The 20,095-nt window shown below is 69.4% G+C and carries 17 protein-coding genes; 11 read left to right on the top strand and 6 right to left on the bottom strand.

Annotated elements, in window-relative coordinates; genetic code table 11:
* Positions 1-74 precede the first annotated feature (74 nt).
* The 4 genes from E3O47_RS10970 to E3O47_RS10955 are packed head-to-tail and all read left to right on the top strand — an operon-like array spanning position 75 to position 6,684.
* The gene (locus tag E3O47_RS10970; RefSeq protein ID WP_134420509.1) at positions 75-3,200 is read left to right on the top strand and encodes a glycosyltransferase; all 3,126 of its coding nucleotides are present in this window, start codon (positions 75-77) and stop codon (positions 3,198-3,200) included.
* Entirely contained in the window at positions 3,190-4,647 is a 1,458-nt protein-coding gene (locus E3O47_RS10965) for a DUF5719 family protein (RefSeq protein WP_134420507.1), read from the top strand. Before E3O47_RS10970 ends, E3O47_RS10965 begins: the two co-directional genes overlap by 11 nt.
* Before the next feature lie 25 nt (positions 4,648-4,672).
* Entirely contained in the window at positions 4,673-5,623 is a 951-nt protein-coding gene (locus tag E3O47_RS10960) for an MTAP family purine nucleoside phosphorylase (protein WP_134401197.1), read from the top strand.
* The gene (locus E3O47_RS10955) at positions 5,620-6,684 is read left to right on the top strand and encodes an NAD-dependent epimerase/dehydratase family protein (protein ID WP_134401196.1); all 1,065 of its coding nucleotides are present in this window, start codon (positions 5,620-5,622) and stop codon (positions 6,682-6,684) included. The genes E3O47_RS10960 and E3O47_RS10955 overlap by 4 nt, the downstream gene beginning before the upstream one ends.
* A gap of 113 nt (positions 6,685-6,797) precedes the next feature.
* On the opposite strand, the gene E3O47_RS10950 is transcribed toward E3O47_RS10955, so the two are convergent.
* Both E3O47_RS10950 and E3O47_RS10945 read right to left on the bottom strand, forming a co-directional pair.
* On the bottom strand, positions 6,798-7,964 hold the full coding sequence (locus E3O47_RS10950) for a HAMP domain-containing sensor histidine kinase (RefSeq protein WP_134401195.1): 1,167 nt from the start codon (positions 7,962-7,964) through the stop codon (positions 6,798-6,800).
* On the bottom strand, positions 7,961-8,713 hold the full coding sequence (locus E3O47_RS10945) for a response regulator transcription factor (protein WP_233191092.1): 753 nt from the start codon (positions 8,711-8,713) through the stop codon (positions 7,961-7,963). The genes E3O47_RS10950 and E3O47_RS10945 overlap by 4 nt, the downstream gene beginning before the upstream one ends.
* Positions 8,714-8,833: 120 nt before the next feature.
* Between E3O47_RS10945 and E3O47_RS10940 the strand changes: the two genes are divergently transcribed.
* Genes E3O47_RS10940 through E3O47_RS10930 form a run of 3 tightly spaced genes read left to right on the top strand, consistent with a single transcriptional unit; the run spans position 8,834 to position 10,829 of the window.
* The gene (locus tag E3O47_RS10940; protein ID WP_104099192.1) at positions 8,834-9,502 is read left to right on the top strand and encodes a glycosyltransferase family 2 protein; all 669 of its coding nucleotides are present in this window, start codon (positions 8,834-8,836) and stop codon (positions 9,500-9,502) included.
* Positions 9,499-10,140, top strand: a complete 642-nt coding sequence (locus E3O47_RS10935; protein ID WP_134401194.1) for a DUF2064 domain-containing protein — start codon at positions 9,499-9,501, stop codon at positions 10,138-10,140. The genes E3O47_RS10940 and E3O47_RS10935 overlap by 4 nt, the downstream gene beginning before the upstream one ends.
* Positions 10,137-10,829, top strand: coding sequence for a methyltransferase domain-containing protein (locus E3O47_RS10930; RefSeq protein ID WP_104099190.1), 693 nt, complete (start codon positions 10,137-10,139; stop codon positions 10,827-10,829). The genes E3O47_RS10935 and E3O47_RS10930 overlap by 4 nt, the downstream gene beginning before the upstream one ends.
* Here E3O47_RS10930 and E3O47_RS10925 read toward each other — a convergent pair.
* Both E3O47_RS10925 and E3O47_RS10920 read right to left on the bottom strand, forming a co-directional pair.
* Entirely contained in the window at positions 10,778-11,278 is a 501-nt protein-coding gene (locus E3O47_RS10925) for a hypothetical protein (protein WP_104099189.1), read from the bottom strand. The two genes, E3O47_RS10930 and E3O47_RS10925, sit on opposite strands and share 52 nt — an antisense overlap.
* 11 nt (positions 11,279-11,289) lie before the next feature.
* Entirely contained in the window at positions 11,290-12,579 is a 1,290-nt protein-coding gene (locus E3O47_RS10920) for a molybdopterin-dependent oxidoreductase (RefSeq protein WP_134401193.1), read from the bottom strand.
* Between the two features lie 111 nt (positions 12,580-12,690).
* Here E3O47_RS10920 and E3O47_RS10915 point away from each other — a divergent pair, with 111 nt between their 5' ends.
* Positions 12,691-14,160: a glycosyltransferase family 87 protein gene (locus E3O47_RS10915; RefSeq protein WP_134420505.1), complete on the top strand. Its 1,470-nt coding sequence runs from the start codon at positions 12,691-12,693 to the stop codon at positions 14,158-14,160.
* Between the two features lie 654 nt (positions 14,161-14,814).
* On the opposite strand, the gene E3O47_RS10910 is transcribed toward E3O47_RS10915, so the two are convergent.
* Positions 14,815-15,504 (bottom strand): hypothetical protein, encoded by a 690-nt coding sequence (locus E3O47_RS10910; RefSeq protein ID WP_104099185.1) that lies wholly within the window; start codon positions 15,502-15,504, stop codon positions 14,815-14,817.
* Positions 15,505-15,703: 199 nt separating this feature from the next.
* Positions 15,704-16,156, bottom strand: a complete 453-nt coding sequence (locus E3O47_RS10905) for a metallopeptidase family protein (protein ID WP_134420503.1) — start codon at positions 16,154-16,156, stop codon at positions 15,704-15,706.
* Positions 16,157-16,199: 43 nt separating this feature from the next.
* Here E3O47_RS10905 and E3O47_RS10900 point away from each other — a divergent pair, with 43 nt between their 5' ends.
* From E3O47_RS10900 to E3O47_RS10890, 3 genes are all read left to right on the top strand, one after another.
* A complete protein-coding gene (locus E3O47_RS10900) occupies positions 16,200-16,478 on the top strand; it encodes a DUF3499 family protein (protein WP_104099183.1) in 279 nt (92 codons plus the stop codon).
* Positions 16,475-17,980 carry a phosphomannomutase/phosphoglucomutase gene (gene manB, locus E3O47_RS10895; RefSeq protein ID WP_134420501.1) on the top strand — a complete coding sequence of 502 codons (1,506 nt, stop codon included), beginning with the start codon at positions 16,475-16,477 and terminating at the stop codon, positions 17,978-17,980. The genes E3O47_RS10900 and manB overlap by 4 nt, the downstream gene beginning before the upstream one ends.
* A gap of 141 nt (positions 17,981-18,121) precedes the next feature.
* Positions 18,122-19,615, top strand: a complete 1,494-nt coding sequence (locus E3O47_RS10890) for an amino acid permease (protein WP_134420499.1) — start codon at positions 18,122-18,124, stop codon at positions 19,613-19,615.
* Positions 19,616-20,095: the final 480 nt, after the last annotated feature.

Genomic DNA, 20,095 nt, shown 5'->3' with positions numbered 1-20,095 from the left:
CGAAGCAGTGTTTTTCAGGCTCGCCCCTCCCATTGCTCCTCATCGGGCCCGAACCAATCTAGGCTGTTCTCCATATGCATGCCAGAGTCACCGCCATCCTCGTTGCCCGTAACGGCGCCAAGCACCTCGACCGCACTCTCGAGGCGCTGAGTCGCCAGACACGTCAACCCGACGTCGTGATCACGGTCGACTGCGGATCGACCGACACTACGGCCGCGCTTCTGGCTGCCTACGCACCGACTCACTTCATCTCAGCGGATGCCGGACTCAGCTTCGGCGAGGCCATCGTCACGGCCGAGAGGGTCATCGCGCCCGCCGAGTCCGATAGCGAAATGCTGTGGCTCCTCGCCCAGGACAGTGCGCCGGAACCCGACGCCCTGACGGCCCTGCTCGGCGAACTGGAGATTGCGCCATCCGTTGCCGTGGCCGGTCCCAAGGTCATGGACTGGGACGCCGGCGACTATATCCACGAATTCGGGCAGTCCCTGACGCCCGGCGGTGCGACCGTCACCCTGGTGGAGAGCGAACTCGACCAGGGCCAGCACGATGGAATGGGCGACGTGCTCGCTGTGAGCGCCGGCGGCATGCTGGTGCGCCACCTCGTCTGGCAGCAGCTCGGCGGCTTCGACCCGGCCCTGCCGTCCGCGGACGACTCCCTCGATTTCTGTGTGCGCGTGCGGATGGCCGGTTACCGCGTCTCCGGCGTCGCCGCGGCTCAGGTGGCCTCAGCCGGAGACGGCGTTGCCGGCACCAGCGGCTCCTCCCGCGGCCGCGCGCGCCGCAAGCGCCTCCGTGCCATGCGCGCCGCGCAGCTGCATCGCCGGCTTGTCTACTCCCCGCGCTGGATGATCCCTCTGCACTGGCTGGCCCTGGTTCCCCTCGCGGTGCTGCGCTCGTTCGGGCAGTTGCTGCAGAAGGAACCCGGGGCGATTCTGGGTGAGTACTCCGCCGCGTTCGCCGCGGCTTTCAGCGGTCTGCGGGTGAGTGCTGCCCGGCGCCGCTTCGGTGCCACCCGCACCCTGGGCTGGGCGTCGATCGCCTCGCTGCGCGTGCCCACCGTCGAGGTGCGCCGCCGCCAGGCGCTCCGCCGTGAGGCCAGCCTCACCAGCGTGAACGGCGAGGTGCCCGAAATCCGCTTCATCTCCGGTGGCGGCGCGTGGACCGTGTTGGCCGCCCTGGTGGCCGGCCTCATCGTCCTGGGCCCTCTGATCGGCGCCCGCACCCTCACCGGCGGCGGGCTGCTGCCACTGTCGGACACCCCCGCCGAACTCTGGGGGAGCATCGGCTACGGCTGGCGCGACATCGGCCTGGGCTTTGTCGGCGGCGCCGACCCATTCGCCACGGTGCTGGCGGTGCTGGGCTCGCTCACCTTCTGGGCGCCGTCCTTCTCGCTCGTCCTGCTCCACTTCCTTGCCCTGCCGCTGGCCGCCCTCGGCGCCTGGCTTGCCGCGACCCGCCTCTCCGAGCGCGCGTCCATTCGCGCCATCGCCGCCGTGCTCTGGATGCTGTCGCCCACCTTCCTCAGCGCCCTCGCTGCCGGGCGTCCGGCTGCGATCCTCGTGCACCTGCTGCTGCCGTGGCTGTTCTTCGCCGGGTTCATGGCCGCCCGCTCGTGGTCGGCGTCCGGCTCCGCGGCCCTGCTGTTCGCCGCCATCGTGGCTGCGGCGCCGTCGCTCGCGCCCGCGCTCCTGGTGGTCTGGCTGATCGCCATGCTGCTCAGTGGGCGCAGTGGTATGCGGTTCATCGGCATCCCTCTGCCGGCGCTCGCCCTCGCGGCACCTCTGATCTGGAATCAGGGACTGCGCGGCAACTGGCTGGCCCTGCTGGCGGACCCGGGCCTGCCTCTGCCCGCCCCCGACGTCTCGGTGTGGCAGCTGTTGCTCGGCTTCCCGTCCGGTGAGCTCGGCGGGTGGACCCCGCTGCTCGAGACGCTCGGGCTGCCCGGTGTCGACGCGTCCGTGCTCGTGCCGGTGCTCCTGATCCCGCTGGCCGTACTCGGCGCCCTTGCCCTCTTCCTGCCTGGGGCCCGCGGCGCGAGCTTCGCGCTGCTGACCGCCCTGCTCGGTGCGGGCACGGCCATCGCCGCCAGCCAGCTCTCCCTTTCCTCGGTCGGCGGCCAGCCGGTCGGCATCTGGGCCGGCGCCGGGCTCAGCCTGTACTGGCTCGGACTGGTCGGCGCGGTCGTCTTCGCCCTGCGCGGCCTGCGCCGCTTCGCCATCGCCCCGGCGGTCACCGTGGTCGCCCTGCTCGTGATCGTGGTGGCGCCGCTGGTCGCAGCCCTGCCCCTCGGCACCAGTGTCGTGGCCGAGGGCATCGACCGCACCCAGCCCGCGTTCGTCAGCGCCGAGGCGCAGACGGATGCCCGGGTCGGCACCCTGCAGATCGTGCCGCAACCCGACGGGGGCATCCTCGCCACCATCGTGCGCGGTCCCGGCGCCACCCTGAACACCCAGTCCACCCTCAGCAGCACCGACGTGACCCTCAGCCCGCGGGAGGAGGAGCTGGCCACTTTGGCCGGAAACCTCGCCTCGCGCAGCGGGCTCGACGCCGCGGCCGGCCTGGCCGACTTCGGCATCCGTTTCGTGCTGCTTCGACCGGCCGCCGTCGCACCGGCCGGTCCCGGAAACACGGCGCCGGTCACCCCCGCGGCAGAAGAGACCGCCGGCCGCACCACGACCGCCCTCGACGGCAACGCCGCCCTGGCACCGGTGGGAGACACGGTCTTCGGCCGGCTCTGGCAGTACGAGGTGACGGATGCCCCGGTCCCCACCGCGGCCAACGGCGCCATCCCGGCCAACGCCGGCGGCACCCTCGGTCTGGTGTTCCTCGTCATCGCCGTGCTTGTGGTCGGGGCCACCGTGCTCCTGTCGATCCCCACCGGTGCGGGGCCGGAGGCGGTGCGTCAGGCCAGCCGGGACGCCATCCGCAACACGGCGAAGGCCCGCACCAGAGAGAACAAACGTATCGCCAAGGCGGCGGCCCGTAGGAAGCCCGCGCCCGGCTTCCGGCCCTCCACCGAGCGCGCCGTCACGCCCGCGGCGGCGGGCGCCTTCGACACAGCCGCACCGGTCACGTCGACTGAAGCCGTCCCTGGAACGTCACCGTACGTCGGTTCCGGTTCCGGTTCCGGTACCGGACCCGATTCCGGACCTGACACGGAAATCGGCGCCCGTTCGGAGGAGCACGACCATGCCCAGTAAAGGCGGAATCGCCCTGCTCGGGGCGCGGGCGGTGGCCGGATTGGTCGGTCTCGGCGTCGTCGTCGCATCCGTCGGCGCGGCAACCCTCGTCACCTGGCCCATGTTTGAGAAGGGGCCGTCGTCCATCATCGTGTCGCCGACTCCGAGCGAGCAGCAACGAGTCTGCCCGGGGCCGCTCCTCGTGCTGGCCGAGGATTCCAGCCAGGCACAGGCAGCCAGTTCCGTCGGAAGCGCTGCAGCCGTTTTCGGCGCCCATGCGGCGTCGGGCGAGCCGGGGTGGATCGAACCGGAGGTTACAGCCATCGCGGCCCCGGACAACGCGAACCCCGAATCGTTCGGCGCACCGCAGTTGCTGCGCGTGCCGACCCCGCCCGGGTCGGGGGCGGCACCGCTGGTCACGGGCAGCCAGTCCCAGATCGCGGGCGGCGAATCGCTCGGTGGCCTGGCCGTCGCGGGCTGCGGGGAGGCGGCCGGTGATAGCTGGCTCGTCGGCGGTTCCACCGACATCGGCCGCACCAGCCTCGTGCTGCTCAGCAACCCCACCACGGTCGTGGCCACCGTCGACCTGGCCGTGTTCGGCGAGACCGGTCAGGTGGATGCCCCCGGCTCCACCGGAATCCTCGTGCAGCCGGGCACCCAGCGGGTCGTTTCCCTCGCCGGACTGGCCCCCAACCTCCGCTCACCCGTGCTGCACGTGCAATCCAAGGGCGGCCAGGTGGCGGCCACGCTGCAGCAGAGCATTGTGCGCGGGCTGGAACCCGGCGGCGTCGACCTCCTCGGTCCCTCAAACGGCCCCGCCGAAGCCCTGGCGATCGCCGGCGTGATCGTCTCCAACGCTGCCGGATCGGATGCCCCCGACGAGGTCGGCGGTCTTAGTGACGACGTCACCTCGGTGCGGGTGCTTGTTCCCGGAACGGTGGCGGCGACGGTCCAGGTCGGTGTGACCGGTGCGACCGGCCAGGCGGCCGGGGCCTCGGTCCAGGTCGACATCCAGCCGGGGGTTGCCACCGAGGTGCCCCTGACCGGGCTCGTGCCCGGTACCTACTCGCTGGAACTGACCGCCAGCGAGCCGATCGTGGCCGCGGCGCAGAGTTCCGCGGCGGGTTCCGCAGGCCGCGACTTCGCCTGGTTCGCGTCGTCCGACGCTCTCGCCGACGAGTTCCTGGTGGCCGCCGCCGACGGCCCGTCCCCGCAACTCAACCTGGTCAACATGGGCACCGTCGACGCCACCTACACGGCCACCCCCGACAATGGCACATCCAGCACAGTGGCGGTGCCGGCCGGCGGCTCGGCCACGATGCCGTTGGAGCAGTCGCAGCGCTACCTCGTGTCCGGCGGCACCTCGACCGTGGCTTCGGTGGCCTACGCGGGCGACGGGCTGCTCGCGGCATTCCCGCTGAGCCAGGCCGGGCCGCTGGCGGCCCCGATCCGGGTCTACCCCCGCTAACCGTCTTCCAACCTCTGGAGATCCCGTGATCGAGACCACCAGCACCACCACTAGCACCACCAGCACCGCCGACGTGGGCGTCGCCGTCATCGGCGGGTCCGGACTGTACCGGCTCTTCGACGCCGGCACCGAGACATCCGTCGACATCATCACGCCCTATGGCCCTCCCTCGGCGTCGATCTCCATCGGATTGCGGGCCGGCCGGCGGGTCGCCTTCCTGGCCCGGCACGGCGGCGACCATTCGGTGGCGCCGCACCTGATCAACTATCGGGCCAACATCTGGGCGCTCGCGTCGCTGGGCGTGAAGGCCATCATCTCCTCGTCGGCCGTCGGCGGCGTCAGCCCCGCATACCCGCCGGGGATGCTGGTGGTGACCGACCAGTTCATCGACCGCACCTCGGGCCGTGCCGACACCTTCTACGACCAGGGCACGGTCGCGCACCTGGCCGCGGCCGACCCGTTCGATCCGGAGTTGCGCCGCCTCGCGATCGGCGCGCTCGCGACGCTGGAGGAGAACTTCGCACCCACCGGCACCTGCGTCGTGATTCAGGGCCCGCGGTTCTCCACCCGGGCGGAATCGCTCTGGTTCCGCGCCGCGGGCGCGCACACCGTCAACATGACGCAGTACCCGGAGGTCGTCCTGGCCGCCGAACTCAACATGGGCACGGTCAATCTCTCCTTCGTCACCGACGCCGACGCAGGCCTGGCCCCGGTGCCCACCGTTCAAACCGACACCGCTCAGATCGACACACCTCAGGCCGAGGTCGAGGCCGACCCGGATACCGTTTCCGCCAGCCTGGTCTTCACGCGTCTCCGGGCCGCCCAGCCGCGGATCCTGGCCGCGATCGACGGCATCCTGCGTGCCCTGCCCGAGAATTTCTCCCCTCGCGAGCTGATCGCCCCCGAGCAGGTCGGCGTCGTGCTCGATCGTCGTCCTGCACCTGCCCCTGCCGCGCCGGCCGGAGCCGACGCGTGACCCGGCGCCTGCTCGTCACGGGTGGGGCCGGTTTCATCGGCGGCGCGATCGTCCGGGACGCGCTCGCCCGCGGCTGGCAGGTACGGGTGCTCGATTCCCTCCGCAGTGACGTGCACGGTGGACTCCCGGTGCTGCCGAACGGTGTTGACGTGATCGTCGGCGACGTGACCGACGCATCCGTCGTCGCGCTCGCTCTCCGCGACACGGATGCCGTCTGTCACCAGGCCGCGAAGGTCGGCCTCGGCGTGGACTTCGCCGACGCCCCCGACTATGTGCACAGCAACGAGGTCGGCACGGCCGTTCTGCTCGCGGTGATGACCGAGGCCGGGATCAACCGGTTCGTGCTGGCCTCCTCGATGGTGGTCTACGGGGAGGGAAGCTACCGCGGCTCGGAGGGTTTCACGCGTCCGGGACCGCGCCGCGAGGCCGATCTGCTGCGAGGCGTGTTCGACCCCGTCGATGAGGCCACCGGTGAGGCCCTCGAGCCACTGCTCATCTCCGAGGACGACCCGCTCGACCCGCGCAACGTCTACGCGAGCACCAAGCTGGGACAGGAATACCTCGCGTCGGCATGGGCCCGCGCCACCGGAGGCCGGGCCGCGGCGCTCCGTTACCACAACGTCTACGGGCCGGGGATGCCGCAGAACACGCCCTACGCGGGTGTCGCGTCGTTGTTCCGCTCGGCGCTGGAACGCGGCGAGGCCCCACGGGTCTACGAAGACGGCGGCCAGCGTCGCGACTTCGTGCACGTCGCCGACGTCGCCTCGGCCAACCTCGCCGCGCTCGACTGGACCGCCGGCATCGAGCCGTCCACTTTCCGCCCCTTCAACGTGGGCAGCGGCGTCGTGCACACCATCGGCGAGATGGCCGCGGCCCTCAGCGTGGCCACCGACGGACCGACCCCCGTCGTCACCGGGCAATTCCGGCTCGGCGATGTGCGCCACATCACTGCCTCCTCGGGGCGACTCCGCCGCGAACTGGACTGGGCACCCAGCATTTCATTCGAGGAGGGCATGCGCGCTTTCGCGAACGCGCCCCTGCGCGCCGCCGTCACCCGGTAGCCCCGGTATGAACCAATTCGACGGAGATTTTGCCGAAAAGAGTCGGTTTGAGGCCGAAAACAGGGTTTATGGGCAAAATCTCCGTCGAATTCGTTCGGGGCGTCCGGCGCGGATCAGCGCGTAGCGATCGGATGCCGCGGCAACAGCACCTCGAACCGGCACCCGCCGGGCACGTTCCGCACCCGCACTTCGCCGTGGTGCGCCCGCACGATCCCCTGCACGATGGCCAGGCCGAGGCCAGCGCCGCCGGTGCCCAACGGTTCGGCCACCGGGGTGCGCGGACCGCTCGCCCGCCAGCCGGCTTCGAAGACCCGGCTGAGGTCCTGCTCGGGGATGCCGCCAGCGGCATCCGTTACCGAGATCACGGCGTGGTCGGTGGCACCGGCACCCGATCCGGTGCTGGCCGTGACCGAGACCACGATCGAGCTGCCGGCCGGCGAATGCTGGATGGCGTTCATGACGAGGTTGCCGACCACCCGGGACAGTTCGCGCGGGTCCGCGAGGATGGTCAGCCCCTTCTCTCCGGCGAATCGCAGGTCGAGCGACTTGGCCTGGGCGATCGGCCAGAGTCCGGCGACGGTGTCGCTGATCAGGTCGTAGAGCGAGACCGGCTGCAGCCTCAGGCGCAGGGTGCCGGAGTGGATTTTCGACAGCTCGAACAGGTCGTCGACCATGCCCGTGAGCCGGTCCACCTGCCCGCGCATCTGCGTGTAGTACCGTTCCGGGTCCTCGACCATGCCATCCTCGAGGGCTTCGGCCATGGCACGGATGCCCGCGAGCGGCGTGCGCAGGTCATGAGAGATCCAGGCGATCAGCTCGTGCCGTGACTCCTCGATCTGATTCTCGCGGACACGGGATTCGGCGAGGTGTTCCCCGGTCGCGGCCAGCTCCCCGGCCAGCGCCGTGAACTCGTTGTTGCTGTGCCGGTCGGTCGCCGCGACCCGTTCGCCGCGCTCGATGCTGGCCGCGGCCGAGCGCAGGGAGCGGCTGTCCCGGGCGAGCTGACGGCTGAGCACCGCGGCCATGGCCAGCGACACCAGTCCGGCGACACTGGCCACGGAGTAGAAGACCGTGAGGTCGTGCCGGGAGACGTATGTCTGCGAGGCGACCGCCGCCATCCCGCCGACGACCGACACCACCGTGGCAAGGGCGATCACCATCAGCTGCAGTACGAGGGAGGTGCGGGAAAGCAGGCGCAGGGTGAGCAGGCCGGCGCCGCCGACGACCACCGCGCAGGCCAGCGTGAACAGCGAGACCGTGAGGAGCACATCCGGTGTCATGACTGCCGCCCCGTGGGAGCCAGCGGAACCGGGTCGAACCGGTAGCCGACCCCCCAGACCGTGTTCAGCAGCCGGGGCTGCGCCGGGTCAGCCTCGATCTTCTCCCGCAGCCGGCGCACGTGCACCGTCACCGTGGACAGGTCGCCGAACTCCCAGCCCCAGACGGAACGAAGCAGGTCCTCTCGGCTGAGCACGGTGTGCGGTCGCCTGATCAGGTGGGCCAGCAGGTCGAATTCCCGCGCGGTGAGCACCAGTGGCTCGCCGCGCAGCCGCACCTCGTGCGCCTGCGCGTCCAGGGCGAAGTCGCCGGCCGAGACCAGACCGGCCGGCACGGCGGGCGCGGTGCTCCGGCGCAGCACCGACTGCACCCGCAGCACGAGTTCGCGCGGGGAGAACGGTTTGGTCAGGTAGTCGTCGGCGCCGGCCTCGAGGCCGTCGATGCGGTCCTCCTCCTGGTTGAGGGCGGTCAACATGATCACCGGGATCTCCCAGTCCCCGCGGATGCGCCGGCACACCTCGATTCCGTCCAGGAGTGGCAGCATCCGGTCGAGCACGACCAGGTCTGGCCGCAGCTGTTCGGCTTTCGCGAGCCCGTCCAAGCCGTCTGCCGCCTCGTCGACCACGAACCCGGACGCCCGCAGATACCGGCAGACGATCTCGGACACCGTCGGGTCGTCGTCGACGACGAGGATGCGGCGCTCGAGAGGCGGTAGCGGGCGCAAATCGCCCGGGGGCAGGGAAGGAGGCACGAAATCAGGATAGAGCGGCAGGCACCGGGTGTGCCGGGCCGGAGCAGGCGACACCGTTTCTTCCTCACTCCGTAATCTCTTTGGCCGTTTCGGCGGAGCCGGCCCCCATAGTGTCGACCCATGACTGTGTTCCAGGTGGACCTCGTGCTGCCATGCCTGAACGAGGCCGACGCCCTGCCCTGGGTGCTGTCGCGACTCCCGGAGGGGTATCGGGCCATCGTCGTCGACAACGGCTCGACCGACGGATCGGCTGAGATCGCCGCCATGGCCGGCGCCCAGGTCGTGCACGAGGCGCGCCGCGGCTTCGGAGCCGCCGCTCACGCGGGCCTCCTGGCGGCCACCGCGCCGATTGTCGCCTTCTGCGACGCCGACGCGTCGATGGACCCGGCCGAACTGCCGCTCCTGGTCGATCCCGTGCGGGCCGGATCCGCCGACCTGGTGCTCGGCCGCCGCCGGCCCGCGACCGCCAAATCCTGGCCGCTGCACGCGCGCCTCGCCAATTCCAGTCTGTCCTGGCGTCTGCGCCGAATAACAGGGGTGAACATCCATGACCTCGGCCCCATGCGCGCCGCGCTCCGCGAATCCGTGCTGGACCTCAATCTCCAGGACCGCCGCAGCGGGTATCCGCTGGAGATGTTCTTGAAGGCGGCGTCGGCGAACTGGCGCATCCTCGAGGTTGACACGACGTATTCGCCCAGGGTCGGCCGCAGCAAGGTGACCGGAACCGTGCGCGGCACCCTGACCGCGGTCAATGACATGTCCGCCCTCCTCCGGGAGACGCGCCGATGACGACCATCGTCGTGATCGCCAAGGAATGCCTTCCCGGTCGGGTGAAGACCCGGCTGCACCCGCCGCTGAGCCTCGAACAGGCCGCCGATCTGGCGGCGGCCAGCCTCGACGACACTCTCGCCGCGGTCGCCACCCTGCCCGCGACCCGCCGCATCCTGGCCTTCGACGGTGTGATTGCGCCGAACGCAGCCGCCGGCTACGAGATCCTGCCACAGGTGGAGGGCACCCTCGACCTGCGGCTCGCGGCCGTGTTCGACGCCTGCGAGGGTCCCATGCTGCTGGTCGGCATGGACACCCCGCAGGTCACCCCCGCCCTGCTCGAACCCGTCTTCACCGACTGGACCGATGACGTGGATGCCTGGTTCGGCTTCGCGAACGACGGCGGCTTCTGGGCGCTCGCCCTGAACGACCCGACCGGCGACCTGATCCGCGGCGTGCCGATGTCCCGGGACGATACTGGCGCTGTGCAGCTGAAACGGCTGACGGATGCCGGGTTGCGCGTGAACCTGCTGCCTACCCTCACCGATGTGGACACCATCGAAGACGCCCACCGGGTGGCGGGGATCGCGCCCACCGGCAGATTCGCCACGGCTCTGGCCGCCATGATGCCGCCGAGCCCGACGGACAATTTCCGATGACGCTGCTGGCCGCACAACTCGAGGGGGAGTGGGCCGAACCGACCACCTTCGGTGCCGGCGGCGCGGAGCCCTATGCCGCCGCGCTGCGGAACGCCGACAACGTGCTCTACCTGCGCCGGATATCCTCCGGCGAGCACGCCACCATCGACGCCGGTCGGTGGAGCGCCGACGCCGACGACACCGACCTCTGCCTGCTCGACGGGATCACCGGCCCGGTGCTCGACATCGGCTGCGGCCCCGGCCGCATGGTGCGGGCCGCCATGGGGCTGGGGCTGACCGCGCTCGGCCTCGACGTGTCGGCGACCGCCGTGCGCATGGCCGCAGACGCCGGCCTCGACGTGTTGCAGGGCAGCGTCTTCGACCCTCTGCCGCTGGAGGGTGGCTGGGCGGCCGCGCTGCTCGTCGACGGCAACATCGGAATCGGCGGCGACGCATCCGTTCTGCTCACGCGCTGCGCCGACCTGCTGGCGCCGGACGGCGTTCTCCTGGTCGAACTCAGCCACGACCCGGCCCGGGACGACAGCTACCTCGGCACCATCGAGGATTCAACCGGGAGCCGCAGCGCCGTGTTCCCCTGGGCGGAAATCGGCATTAACGGCCTCCGCGACCGTGCCGGAGCGACCGGTCTGGTCGTGGCTCAGGACTGGCGGCTGGACGGCCGCTGGTTTGCGCGCCTGCTGCGAGCGTAGAGCACGACCGACCAGACCGTCGCGACCAGGGCGACGGCCACCCAGAACAGAGCGAGGTTCCGACCGTAGTCGAGCGGAAGGATGCTCGGATTGTTCGAGGTGAGCGACCGGGCGACGATCGCGGGCACCACGATCAGCGTCATGATCGAGCCGACCACGATGGCGGCCTGCACGACCAGCACGATCGTGCCCGTGACGCGGCGCCCCGCGCGGCGCAGCAGAAGGCCGCAGAAGAAGACCAGGGGCGCCAGCACGGCGTCGTGCAGCACGATCGCCGCGCCGATCCAGAGCGCCACCCCGGGCAGTCGGGTGATCCGCACTGTGTCGAACAGAACGTAGAGGCCGAAGAGGAGCCCGGACGTGCCGAGCAGGATCAGCGTGGTGCGGGCTGCGCGCATCCGTCGGTCGCCGGCGTGGGGGAGCGCGGTGGTCGCGCGTGCTGTTGTCATACCTGCGGTGTTCATGCGGTGATCGCCTCGATCCGGCTCAGCCATTTGGTTTGCAGCACTCCGGGCCGTCCCGGGGCGATCATGCGTGCCGGGTAACCGTGCTGCAGGTCGAGCGTCTCGCCGTTCAGCTCGAGCGCCACCAGGGTCAGCGGGTCCCGCACGTATTCCGGTCCCATCTCGGTCTTCTTGAAGCTGCCGCGCTCTTCGAGACTGATCAGGCGAAAGGATGCGCCGGTGTCGGCGCCGACCAGGTCGGCCAGTTCCGACAGGCGAACCCCGCGCCAGAGCGCCAGTTGGCTCCAGCCCTCGACGCAGGCGATCGGCAGTTCCACCTCGGTCTGCGGCAGGGCCTCGAGCTCGGCGCGGCTGAAGCTGCGCTCCACGCCACCGGCAGCGAGGGTGAGCACCCAGCCGGCGGCGACGGCCGACGCGGTGACCTTTGCCTCCTCGGCCGTGCGGTTCACCGGGAGGCCCTGCGGGCCGACGCCCTTCTTGCGCGGACCGAACACGTTCACCGCGTCCAGAGGCGCAAAGGTCTGGCCGGCGGTCAGCCCCACCACGGCGGCGCAGGCGATTCCGACGGTGGTGAGGAAGCCCCGGCGACTCACGGTCGTCGTCTCGCTCACGGTCTTCGTCTCGCTCACGAACGGGGGCGTGGCGTCGATCCAGGCGATCAACCGGCCCGTCACACCGGACGGACGTCCGCTGCCCCAGAGCCGCACCGCCTCGACGTCGGCCGGTGACTCAACGTCGCTCGCGGCATCCGTTGCCTCGTGCTCGGCAGCGGCGCGCCCGTTCCAGAACCGTGTGATGATCGGCAGCTTGATGCCGATGTGCAGTACCAGCAGTCCCACCAACACCCAGCCGAGGGCGTAGTGCACCTCGCGGAAGGGAAAGGGCCACGGGTACCACTGGTAGGTGTTGATCAGGCCGATGGTGATCTGCACCAGGGATGCGCCCACGAAGAGGGCGATCGACGCGCGTTCGAGCAGGTGTAGGAACGATTTCACCGGCGGCCACTGGAACAGGTCGGGGAAGACGATGTAGAGCTTGGCCAGCAGCAGCGGGAAGCATGCGATGCCGGCCACGATGTGCGTGCCCTGGGTGATCTGGTAGAGCGACGCGGGCCGGGTCGGGAACCGCATCCACGGCAGCGGCTCCTGCAGGAAATGGCTGTACAGGCCGGTGCCGAAGCAGACGATGAACGCGGCGCCGAGCAGCCGGCCGATCACGACCGCCAGCCGGGGATTGCGCACCGGGGAGGCCAGCGCGCGCTGGGCCTCGTACATCATTCGTCTCATGGTTCCATTGCATCATCCGGGGTGCCCGGAGAGGCGGCGCAATCCTTACGGTCCGGTGACGCGCACCGGGACGGTTGGGCCCGAATGCCCGGGTTCCGTCAGGATGGCAGGGTGCGTATCGCCGTTGTCTCCCTCCTCCTTGCCGCCAGTGCGGCCCTGACGGCCTTCAGCGTGCTCGCGTATGACCTGTTCAAGCCGGGACGCGACACGGTGCCTCTGGTCATCTGCACCAGCGGGCTGTGGCTGCTTTTCGCGCTCGCCGTGGTTCTGCTGCGCGGGGTGCGGGGCCGGGCCGTGGTCGTGCTGATCCTGGCGGGTTCGGTCGGGATCGGGGCCGCGGCCATGGTCGGTCCGCCGAACACGAGCACGGACTCCGCGCGCTACGCCTGGGACGGCATCGTCGCCACCGCGGGCATTTCGCCGTATGCCTACACGCCGGCCGACGATCGGCTCGACGCCCTGCGCCCCGACTGGTTGTTTCCGGCTCCAGAGCTGACCGCGGCCGGCGATCTCGTGTGCGTCGGCGAACGCATCCAGACGGCGCTGAAAAGCGAGTCCGACGAGATTCTCTGTTCGGCACTGAACCGCACCGGAGTGCCCACGATCTATCCGCCGGCCGCCGAGATCTTCTTCGCCGGCGTCCGGGCGGTCACCGGGCCGAATGCGGAGTACTGGCCCCTGCAACTGACGGGCCTCCTGCTCAGCGTCGGCACCACGGTGATGCTGCTGGTCGGGATGCGCCGCCGCGGCATCGACCAGCGGTTCGCCGCGCTTTGGGCCTGGTGTCCGCTCGTGGCCACGGAAGCGGTCACGAATTCCCACATCGACATGCTCGGCGTCGTCTTCACGTTGAGCGCGGTGTTCCTGGTCACCGGCCGGCGCTATTGGAGCGGTGGGATCGCGCTCGGCGCGGCGATCGCGACCAAGCTGATTCCCGTGCTCGCGGCCCCTGCCATGCTGCGGCGCCAGGGGTGGAAGGTCGCCGTGGCCGCCGTGGCCACCTTCCTGCTGCTGTACGTGCCGTATGTGCTGACCACCGGTATCGGGGTGCTCGGCTATCTGCCCGGCTACCTCTCCGAGGAAGGGTACGAGGACGGCACCCGCTTCGCCCTGCTCTCGCTGGTCGCCCCGGGCGGCTCGGCCGTCATCGTTGCCGGTGTGCTGCTTTTCGTCATCGCCGTGCTCGTGATCTGGAAGACGGACCCCGACCAGCCCTGGCTGGGCCAACTTGCCATGATCGGCAGTGCGCTGCTCATTCTGAGCCCGCGGTACTCCTGGTATGCCCTGCTGCTGCTGCCGTTCATCGCCCTCAGCGGCCGCTGGGAATGGCTTCTGGTGCCGATGGCCCTCACCCTCCGCTTGCTGGTCCCGTCGATTCCGCTTACCCGGGTGGCCATCGCCACGGCTATCGTCGTCATCGTCGTCATGTCGATCCACCGCGCCCGCCCCGAGGTGGCACGACGCCTGTTCCGCCCGATCAGAACGGTACCGGCACGTCCGAATCCGGCTCGCGCGCCTTCTTCACCTTCTACTCTTCCGGCTTCTCCTCCTTCTCCGCCGGATGCCCCGCCGGGCGGATGATCGTGGCTGGTTCGCTGAGGAGGGCGCGCCCGGTCGGTGACGTCTTCTTCAGCGTCCCGTCGGGCAGGTGCACGGAGCATCCCCGAGTCGCGTTCCGGGCCGTGATCTCGGAATACCGGCGGGCTCCATTGACCTGCGCGGCGAATCGGGCGTCGACTCGGGCGGACTCCGCCTGCGTCGCCTGAATCGCCTCGAAGTGTCGCCCCGGGCCTCGAACTTCTCGCTGTAAGTGGGCTTCATGAGGGAGACGCTACGGGTATCCACTGACATTCCATGCCCCAGATCGGCACCAGTCATCGCTCTGTGGATAACCCGATGACGCCCATATTGTGAAGGAGAAGAGGGGCCACGGCGCAATCCGTTTAACTGTCCGCCGCTGGCATCGGTCACACGGCCCTCACCTCGCATCCGCTGTGTGACGTAAACGCGGAGATTTTCGCGAAATGCCGGTTGTGGCGCCTGGGTGTGCGGCGTGTTGCGAAAATCCCCGAAGTTAGCGACCGCGGCCGCCCCGGATGCCCCGGGCGGGCGGCAGAACCGGGCCGCCGGGCCGCCGAGCCGCCGGGCCGCCGGGTCAGCGTCTCGACCACAGCGAGCAACACAAGGAAGGGCCCGCTGCGCATCTGCGCAGCGGGCCCTTCCTGAAAAGCGGTGTTACTTGGTGGCGACCGTGATCTTCGCGATGCCGACCAGGAGCTGGTCAGCGACAGCATCCGTCATGAACGTGTCGTTGAGCAGGCCGGCGGCCTCAGCCGAGATGTGCACGGTGGTGCCCTCGAGGATGGCGTTATCGCCGTCCATCTGGAGCGGCTTCAGGGTCCCGCCGTAGAGGTTGAAGAGGAGGACCTGAGTGGCGGCTGACTCTCCGTTGACGCTCACGTCACCGAACAGCTTGCTGGTGCCCGGGTCGATCGTGAAGTTGGTCAATTCGACCGTGGTCTCGCCGGCGGTCAGTGAGAAGCCGGAGCCCTCGTGCTCGATGGAGCCCTGGACGAAGGGCCGGTAGTCCTCTTCGGGGTCGTAGTAGTCCACGTTTCCACCGGTGATCGGGAAGTGCAGGCTGCCGTCGGTCAGGGTGGCGGTGCCCACGGTGCCGGGGGTGAGGCCGAGGCTGGTCAGCGCCGCAGCGAAGTCGGCGTCGAGGAGAACGGACGTGTCGACGCCCGACAATGCGGGGATCGAAGCGAGGGCCTTGGGGGTTGCTCCCTCGGAGGAAGGGGAGGAAGAGGAGGAGGAATTCTCGGCCGGGGCGGTCGCATCGGCTGTGGTCGAGCAGGCGGAGAGGCCGGCGATGAGGAGGCCCGCGGTGGCGAGGCTGAGCGTGGTCTTGGTGAATGAGCGCATGAGAAAATCCTTAGGGTCTGTGGTTGGGATTCAGCGGTTCTTGGTGCTGAATGAGGTTCGGTCCCCTCCGTCAAACGGTTTGGAATTAGTTCAAATTGGGGCAAACTTCGGCCACAAGCTCCGTAATTACGGGGATCCGGGCACAAAAAAGCGACCGAGCGCACTCCGGCCGCCGCCAGCAAAAGACGCGAGCGGAACCTTAGAAGTGCCGGAACCGATCCGGCGCCAGGTCCCACGGGTCCTTGCCGAGCAGCTCGGCGATCGCGCGGAACACGCAGCTCTCGATCACCATCCGCCGGTGCAGGTCGTCGTTCCGATGCAGCCGCGTCAGGCGCTGGATCGGCAAACGGTAGAAGACCACGCGACGCTCCGCGGCGTTCACGGCCCAGCGCTCCACTCCGATGGCCGGCAGCACCGAGGAAGGACCGGCCGCAACCACGAACCTCACATCACCCAGCTGCTCCGGCCAGACCGAGCGGAGGTAGTCAACGGTTGACGCCACGGTCATATCGAAGGTGTCGATGCGCGTCTGCAGAGGCGGCAAATAAGGCCCGGTCGCCGAGCTGCGGATGCCCCGGCCGTGCCGGTCCCGACCTCGCCCGCGCTGAACGGGGGCCGGCGTCGATACGGCGGAACGGCGAACTCGAGACATGCCCTCATCCTAGTTCGACCCGTTGACGGGTATCCTGTAGCCAATGTCATTCCGGCCCTGCTCCCGTGTCGCCTGCTCGGAGGAATCCGCCGCGACTCTCACTTTCGACTATGCCGACGCGATGGCCGTCCTCGGTCCGCTTGCCGTGCAGCGCGAGCCGCACACCTTCGACCTCTGCGCCCGGCACGCCCGGCTGACCGCAGCCCCGCAGGGCTGGCAGCTGGTGCGCCTCCGCACCGACGGGCCGGCGACCGAGCCGGCCGACGGGCCGGACGCACAGCCGGCCGCCGGGCCGGACGCCGAGTCGGGATCCGCGGAATGACGGACCAGACGGATGCCGCCGCCTGCCTGGGCGCCGTCGTCGGCCCGGGCGAGGTGTGCGGCACGACTGCCGCACCGTTGACCGCGCAGTTGGTGGCTGCCCTCGCCGCTGCCTTCGTCGACGAAGTCGGTGCGCAGAGCCGCGAGGTACTCCTCGGTCACGGCCGGGGCGAGGCGGGCGAGCTCGTGGCCGCCTTCACCCGGGGTGCGGAAGCCCGAGGGGCCACCGTCGTCGACCTCGGCGTGTGCTCCACCGACGAAATTCGATTCGGCTCGGGAGCCCGAAACGCCCCGGCCGCCCGGATCACCGCCTCCTCGCTCACCATGCTTCGGGCGGGTGCCCAAGAGATCGGGCACGACCACGGTCTCGGCGCCATTCGTGACCGCGCCGTCGGCTATCTGGCCGCCGGGCCGGCCCCGGTGGCGACACCCGGCCGCCGCCGCGAGTTCGACCTGCTGCCCGACTACGCGGCCGGGCTGCGCGCGCTCGTCGGGCTCACCGGCATCCGCCCGCTCACCGTCGTGGTCGACGCCGGCCGCGGCGCCGCCGCCGTCACGGTGCCCTACGTTTTCGGCGACGATGTCCGCGAAGCTGCCGGAGACCCGGCCGGCGGCGCCTCCGCGGCGGCGGACCCCGCCGAAACACCGCGCGCAGCAGCCCTCACCATCGTCCCGCTCTTCTTCGATCAGGGCCCGGACCTCCCGCCGCACACCATCGACCCTGCCGACCCGGCCACCCTCACCGATTTGCGGAATGCCGTGATCCAGCACGAGGCCGACCTCGGGCTCGGCTTCGACGCCGACGGCGGCCGCTGCGTGGTGGTCGACGAGACCGGGTGCGTCGTGCCCTCGTCCGCGATCGGCGCCGTGCTCGCCCGGCGCGCCATCGCGAGCGCGCGGATTGAGGACCCTGGCCGGGATGTGGTGGTTCTGCACGACCTCAACGTCTCCCGCTTCGTGGCGGAGACGATCGAGGCGGCCGGTGCGGCCGCGGTCCCCACCTCGGTCGGCGGATCCCTGATGCGGGCCGAGTTGCGGGCCACCGGGGCAGTGTTCGGGTTCGGGTACTCCGGCGACTACTACTTCCCGCAGTTCTGGTGCGCCGACAGCGGTCTGCTCGCGGCCCTGCACGTTCTGGCGGAGCTCGGATTCCAGCCCCGCCCGTTGTCGGCGCTGGCGGCGGATGCCATGCCCTACGCCCATTCCGGCGAGATCAGCATGGCCGTCGACGACCTGCCCGGGGTCTACGCGCGCGTCGTCGACGCCTACACGGGTTCCGCCGACTTCGAGGAGATCGACGGCCTTACGGTCATCGGCCTCACGAGCGTCGACGAACCGTTCTGGTGGTTTAACGTGCGCCCATCGCGCACCGAGCCGGAGCGAGCGCCGCAGCAGCAACAGAAGCAGGTGCGGCCCGAGCTGCGACTCACCGTGGAGGCCGGGACCCCTGAGGTGATGGTGCGCATCCGCGACGAAGTCCTCGCACTCATGCCCGCCGATTAATCGCACGTTACAAGCACGTTTCCACCCGCGGGTTGATTTCGGCGCCGGTAATCGCCGGTCATACGCTGACTCACGAAGCACCAATGGATAGCAGTCGGCCCCACCGTCGGGGTGGCAGCATCCCACTGAAACTGGAGTGACATGGCCAACGAGACAGACACAGACCGCACTGCCGCAAAAAAGGGCGGGGGAGGCCAGCAGCTGTCCAAGTCCCTGAAACCGCGACACCTCTCGATGATCGCAATCGCCGGCGTGATCGGAGCCGGCCTTTTCGTCGGGTCCGGAGCTGCCATCCAGCAGGCCGGGCCGGGCATCCTCGTGGCCTACTCGGCCGCGGGACTGCTTGTTATCCTGGTCATGCGGATGCTGGGCGAAATGGCGGCGGCGCATCCAGAAACCGGTTCGTTCTCTACCTACGCCGACAAAGCCCTCGGTCGCTGGGCGGGGCTGAGCATCGGCTGGTTGTACGCCTGGTTCTGGATCATCGTCCTCGGCATCGAGGCCACGGCCGGCGCCGCCATCGTGCACCGCTGGGTGCCGGAGGTCGACCAGTGGGTCTGGGCACTCCTACTGATGGTGCTCCTCACGGGCACCAATGTCGCCTCCGTGAAAATGTTCGGTGAATTCGAGTTCTGGTTCGCGTCGATCAAGGTGGCGGCCATCGCCGTCTTCCTGCTGCTCGGCGTCGTGGCCGTCCTCGGGTTGATGCCCGGGGTCGCGGCCCCCGGCCTGAGCAACCTCACCGGCAACGGTGGGTTCTTCCCCAGCGGTAGCGGCGCCGTCCTCGGCGGCGTGCTCGTGGTCGTTTTCTCGTTCTTCGGCGCCGAAATCGCCACGATCGCTGCCGGCGAGTCCGAGAACCCGGTCGACGCGGTCAAGAAGGCTGTCAAATCCACCGTCTGGCGCATCCTCGTCTTCTACATCGGATCCATCGCCGTCGTCGTCACGCTGCTTCCGTGGAACAGCGCTTCCGTGGCCAAGAGTCCCTATGTCGCTGTGATCGAGCTCTACGGAATCCCCGGGGCCGGCACGATCATGGACATCATCGTGCTTACCAGTGTGCTCTCCTGCCTGAACTCGGGTCTCTACACCGCGAGCCGCATGCTTTTCTCCCTGTCGGAACGCGGGGACGCACCCCCGGCGTGGTCGAAAATCTCCGTCCGCGGCGTGCCGCGCGCCGCCGTCTTGTCTTCCACCGTCGTCGGGTTCATCACGGTGGGTCTGAACTACATCGCGCCCGACACGGTCTTCCTTCTCCTCGTCAACACCTCTGGCGCGATCGCGCTTCTCGTCTGGCTCGTCATCGCCGTGTCGCAGCTGATCCTGCGACGGCGCATGGGCACGGATGCCGCCAGTCGCCTGAGCCTGAAGATGTGGGCCTTCCCCTACCTGACCTGGCTGGCTATCGGCGCCATCGTTGCACTGCTCGCGGGCATGGCCATTCTCGAACGCACCCGCATGGAACTCCTGATGTCCCTCCTGCTTGCGGGCGTCGTGGTCGGCATCGGCCTGTGGAAGTACCGCGGGGACAGGGGCGCCGCCCACCCCGTTGCGGATGACTCGGTTTCCGCCGAAGTGAAGAACGACGAGGCCGAGACTCTTGCCCCGAGCGGCACTGCCGCTGTGCTGAAATAGGGTGCCGTCCCGGCTGCACGGAAGCCGTGTTTCCGCCCCGTTGGGGCGTGACACGCCCGGGCGGTTGCTGGTTTTGACGGCCTGGTGTGTCGGCCGTAATGTATTCAAACGTACCCCACAGGTGCGGAAAGCCGCAGAGCTTCCCGGCCTCATGTGGAACCACAGTTTTTCGCTTCGTCTCATGCTTGTTCCTGTCTCAGGTGGGTGTGGGGGAGGCCTAAGATGGTAACTCTCTCCGGCTGCGTGTTTGGTCTGGTGGGTGGTTGTCCGAGTCGCTTTGGCGCACTCGGAATCGGCTGCTTTCCGTGATTTGACAGGGTGTGGCCGGGCAGCTAAGTTATGTAAGTTGCCTCGAAGCGACAGCCCCTGTGGGGTTTGAAGTCGAGTGCGTCCGATCCTTGAGAACTCAACAGCGTGCACAATGTCAAATGCCAAAAACCTCGGCCGTAGGGCTCCTTTCTAGGGGGTACCGCGGAAGAG

Source organism: Cryobacterium sp. TMT2-17-1, from assembly GCF_004402765.1.
Taxonomy (GTDB): Bacteria; Actinomycetota; Actinomycetes; order Actinomycetales; family Microbacteriaceae; genus Cryobacterium; species Cryobacterium sandaracinum.
This window is presented reverse-complemented; position numbering and strand designations above follow the sequence as displayed.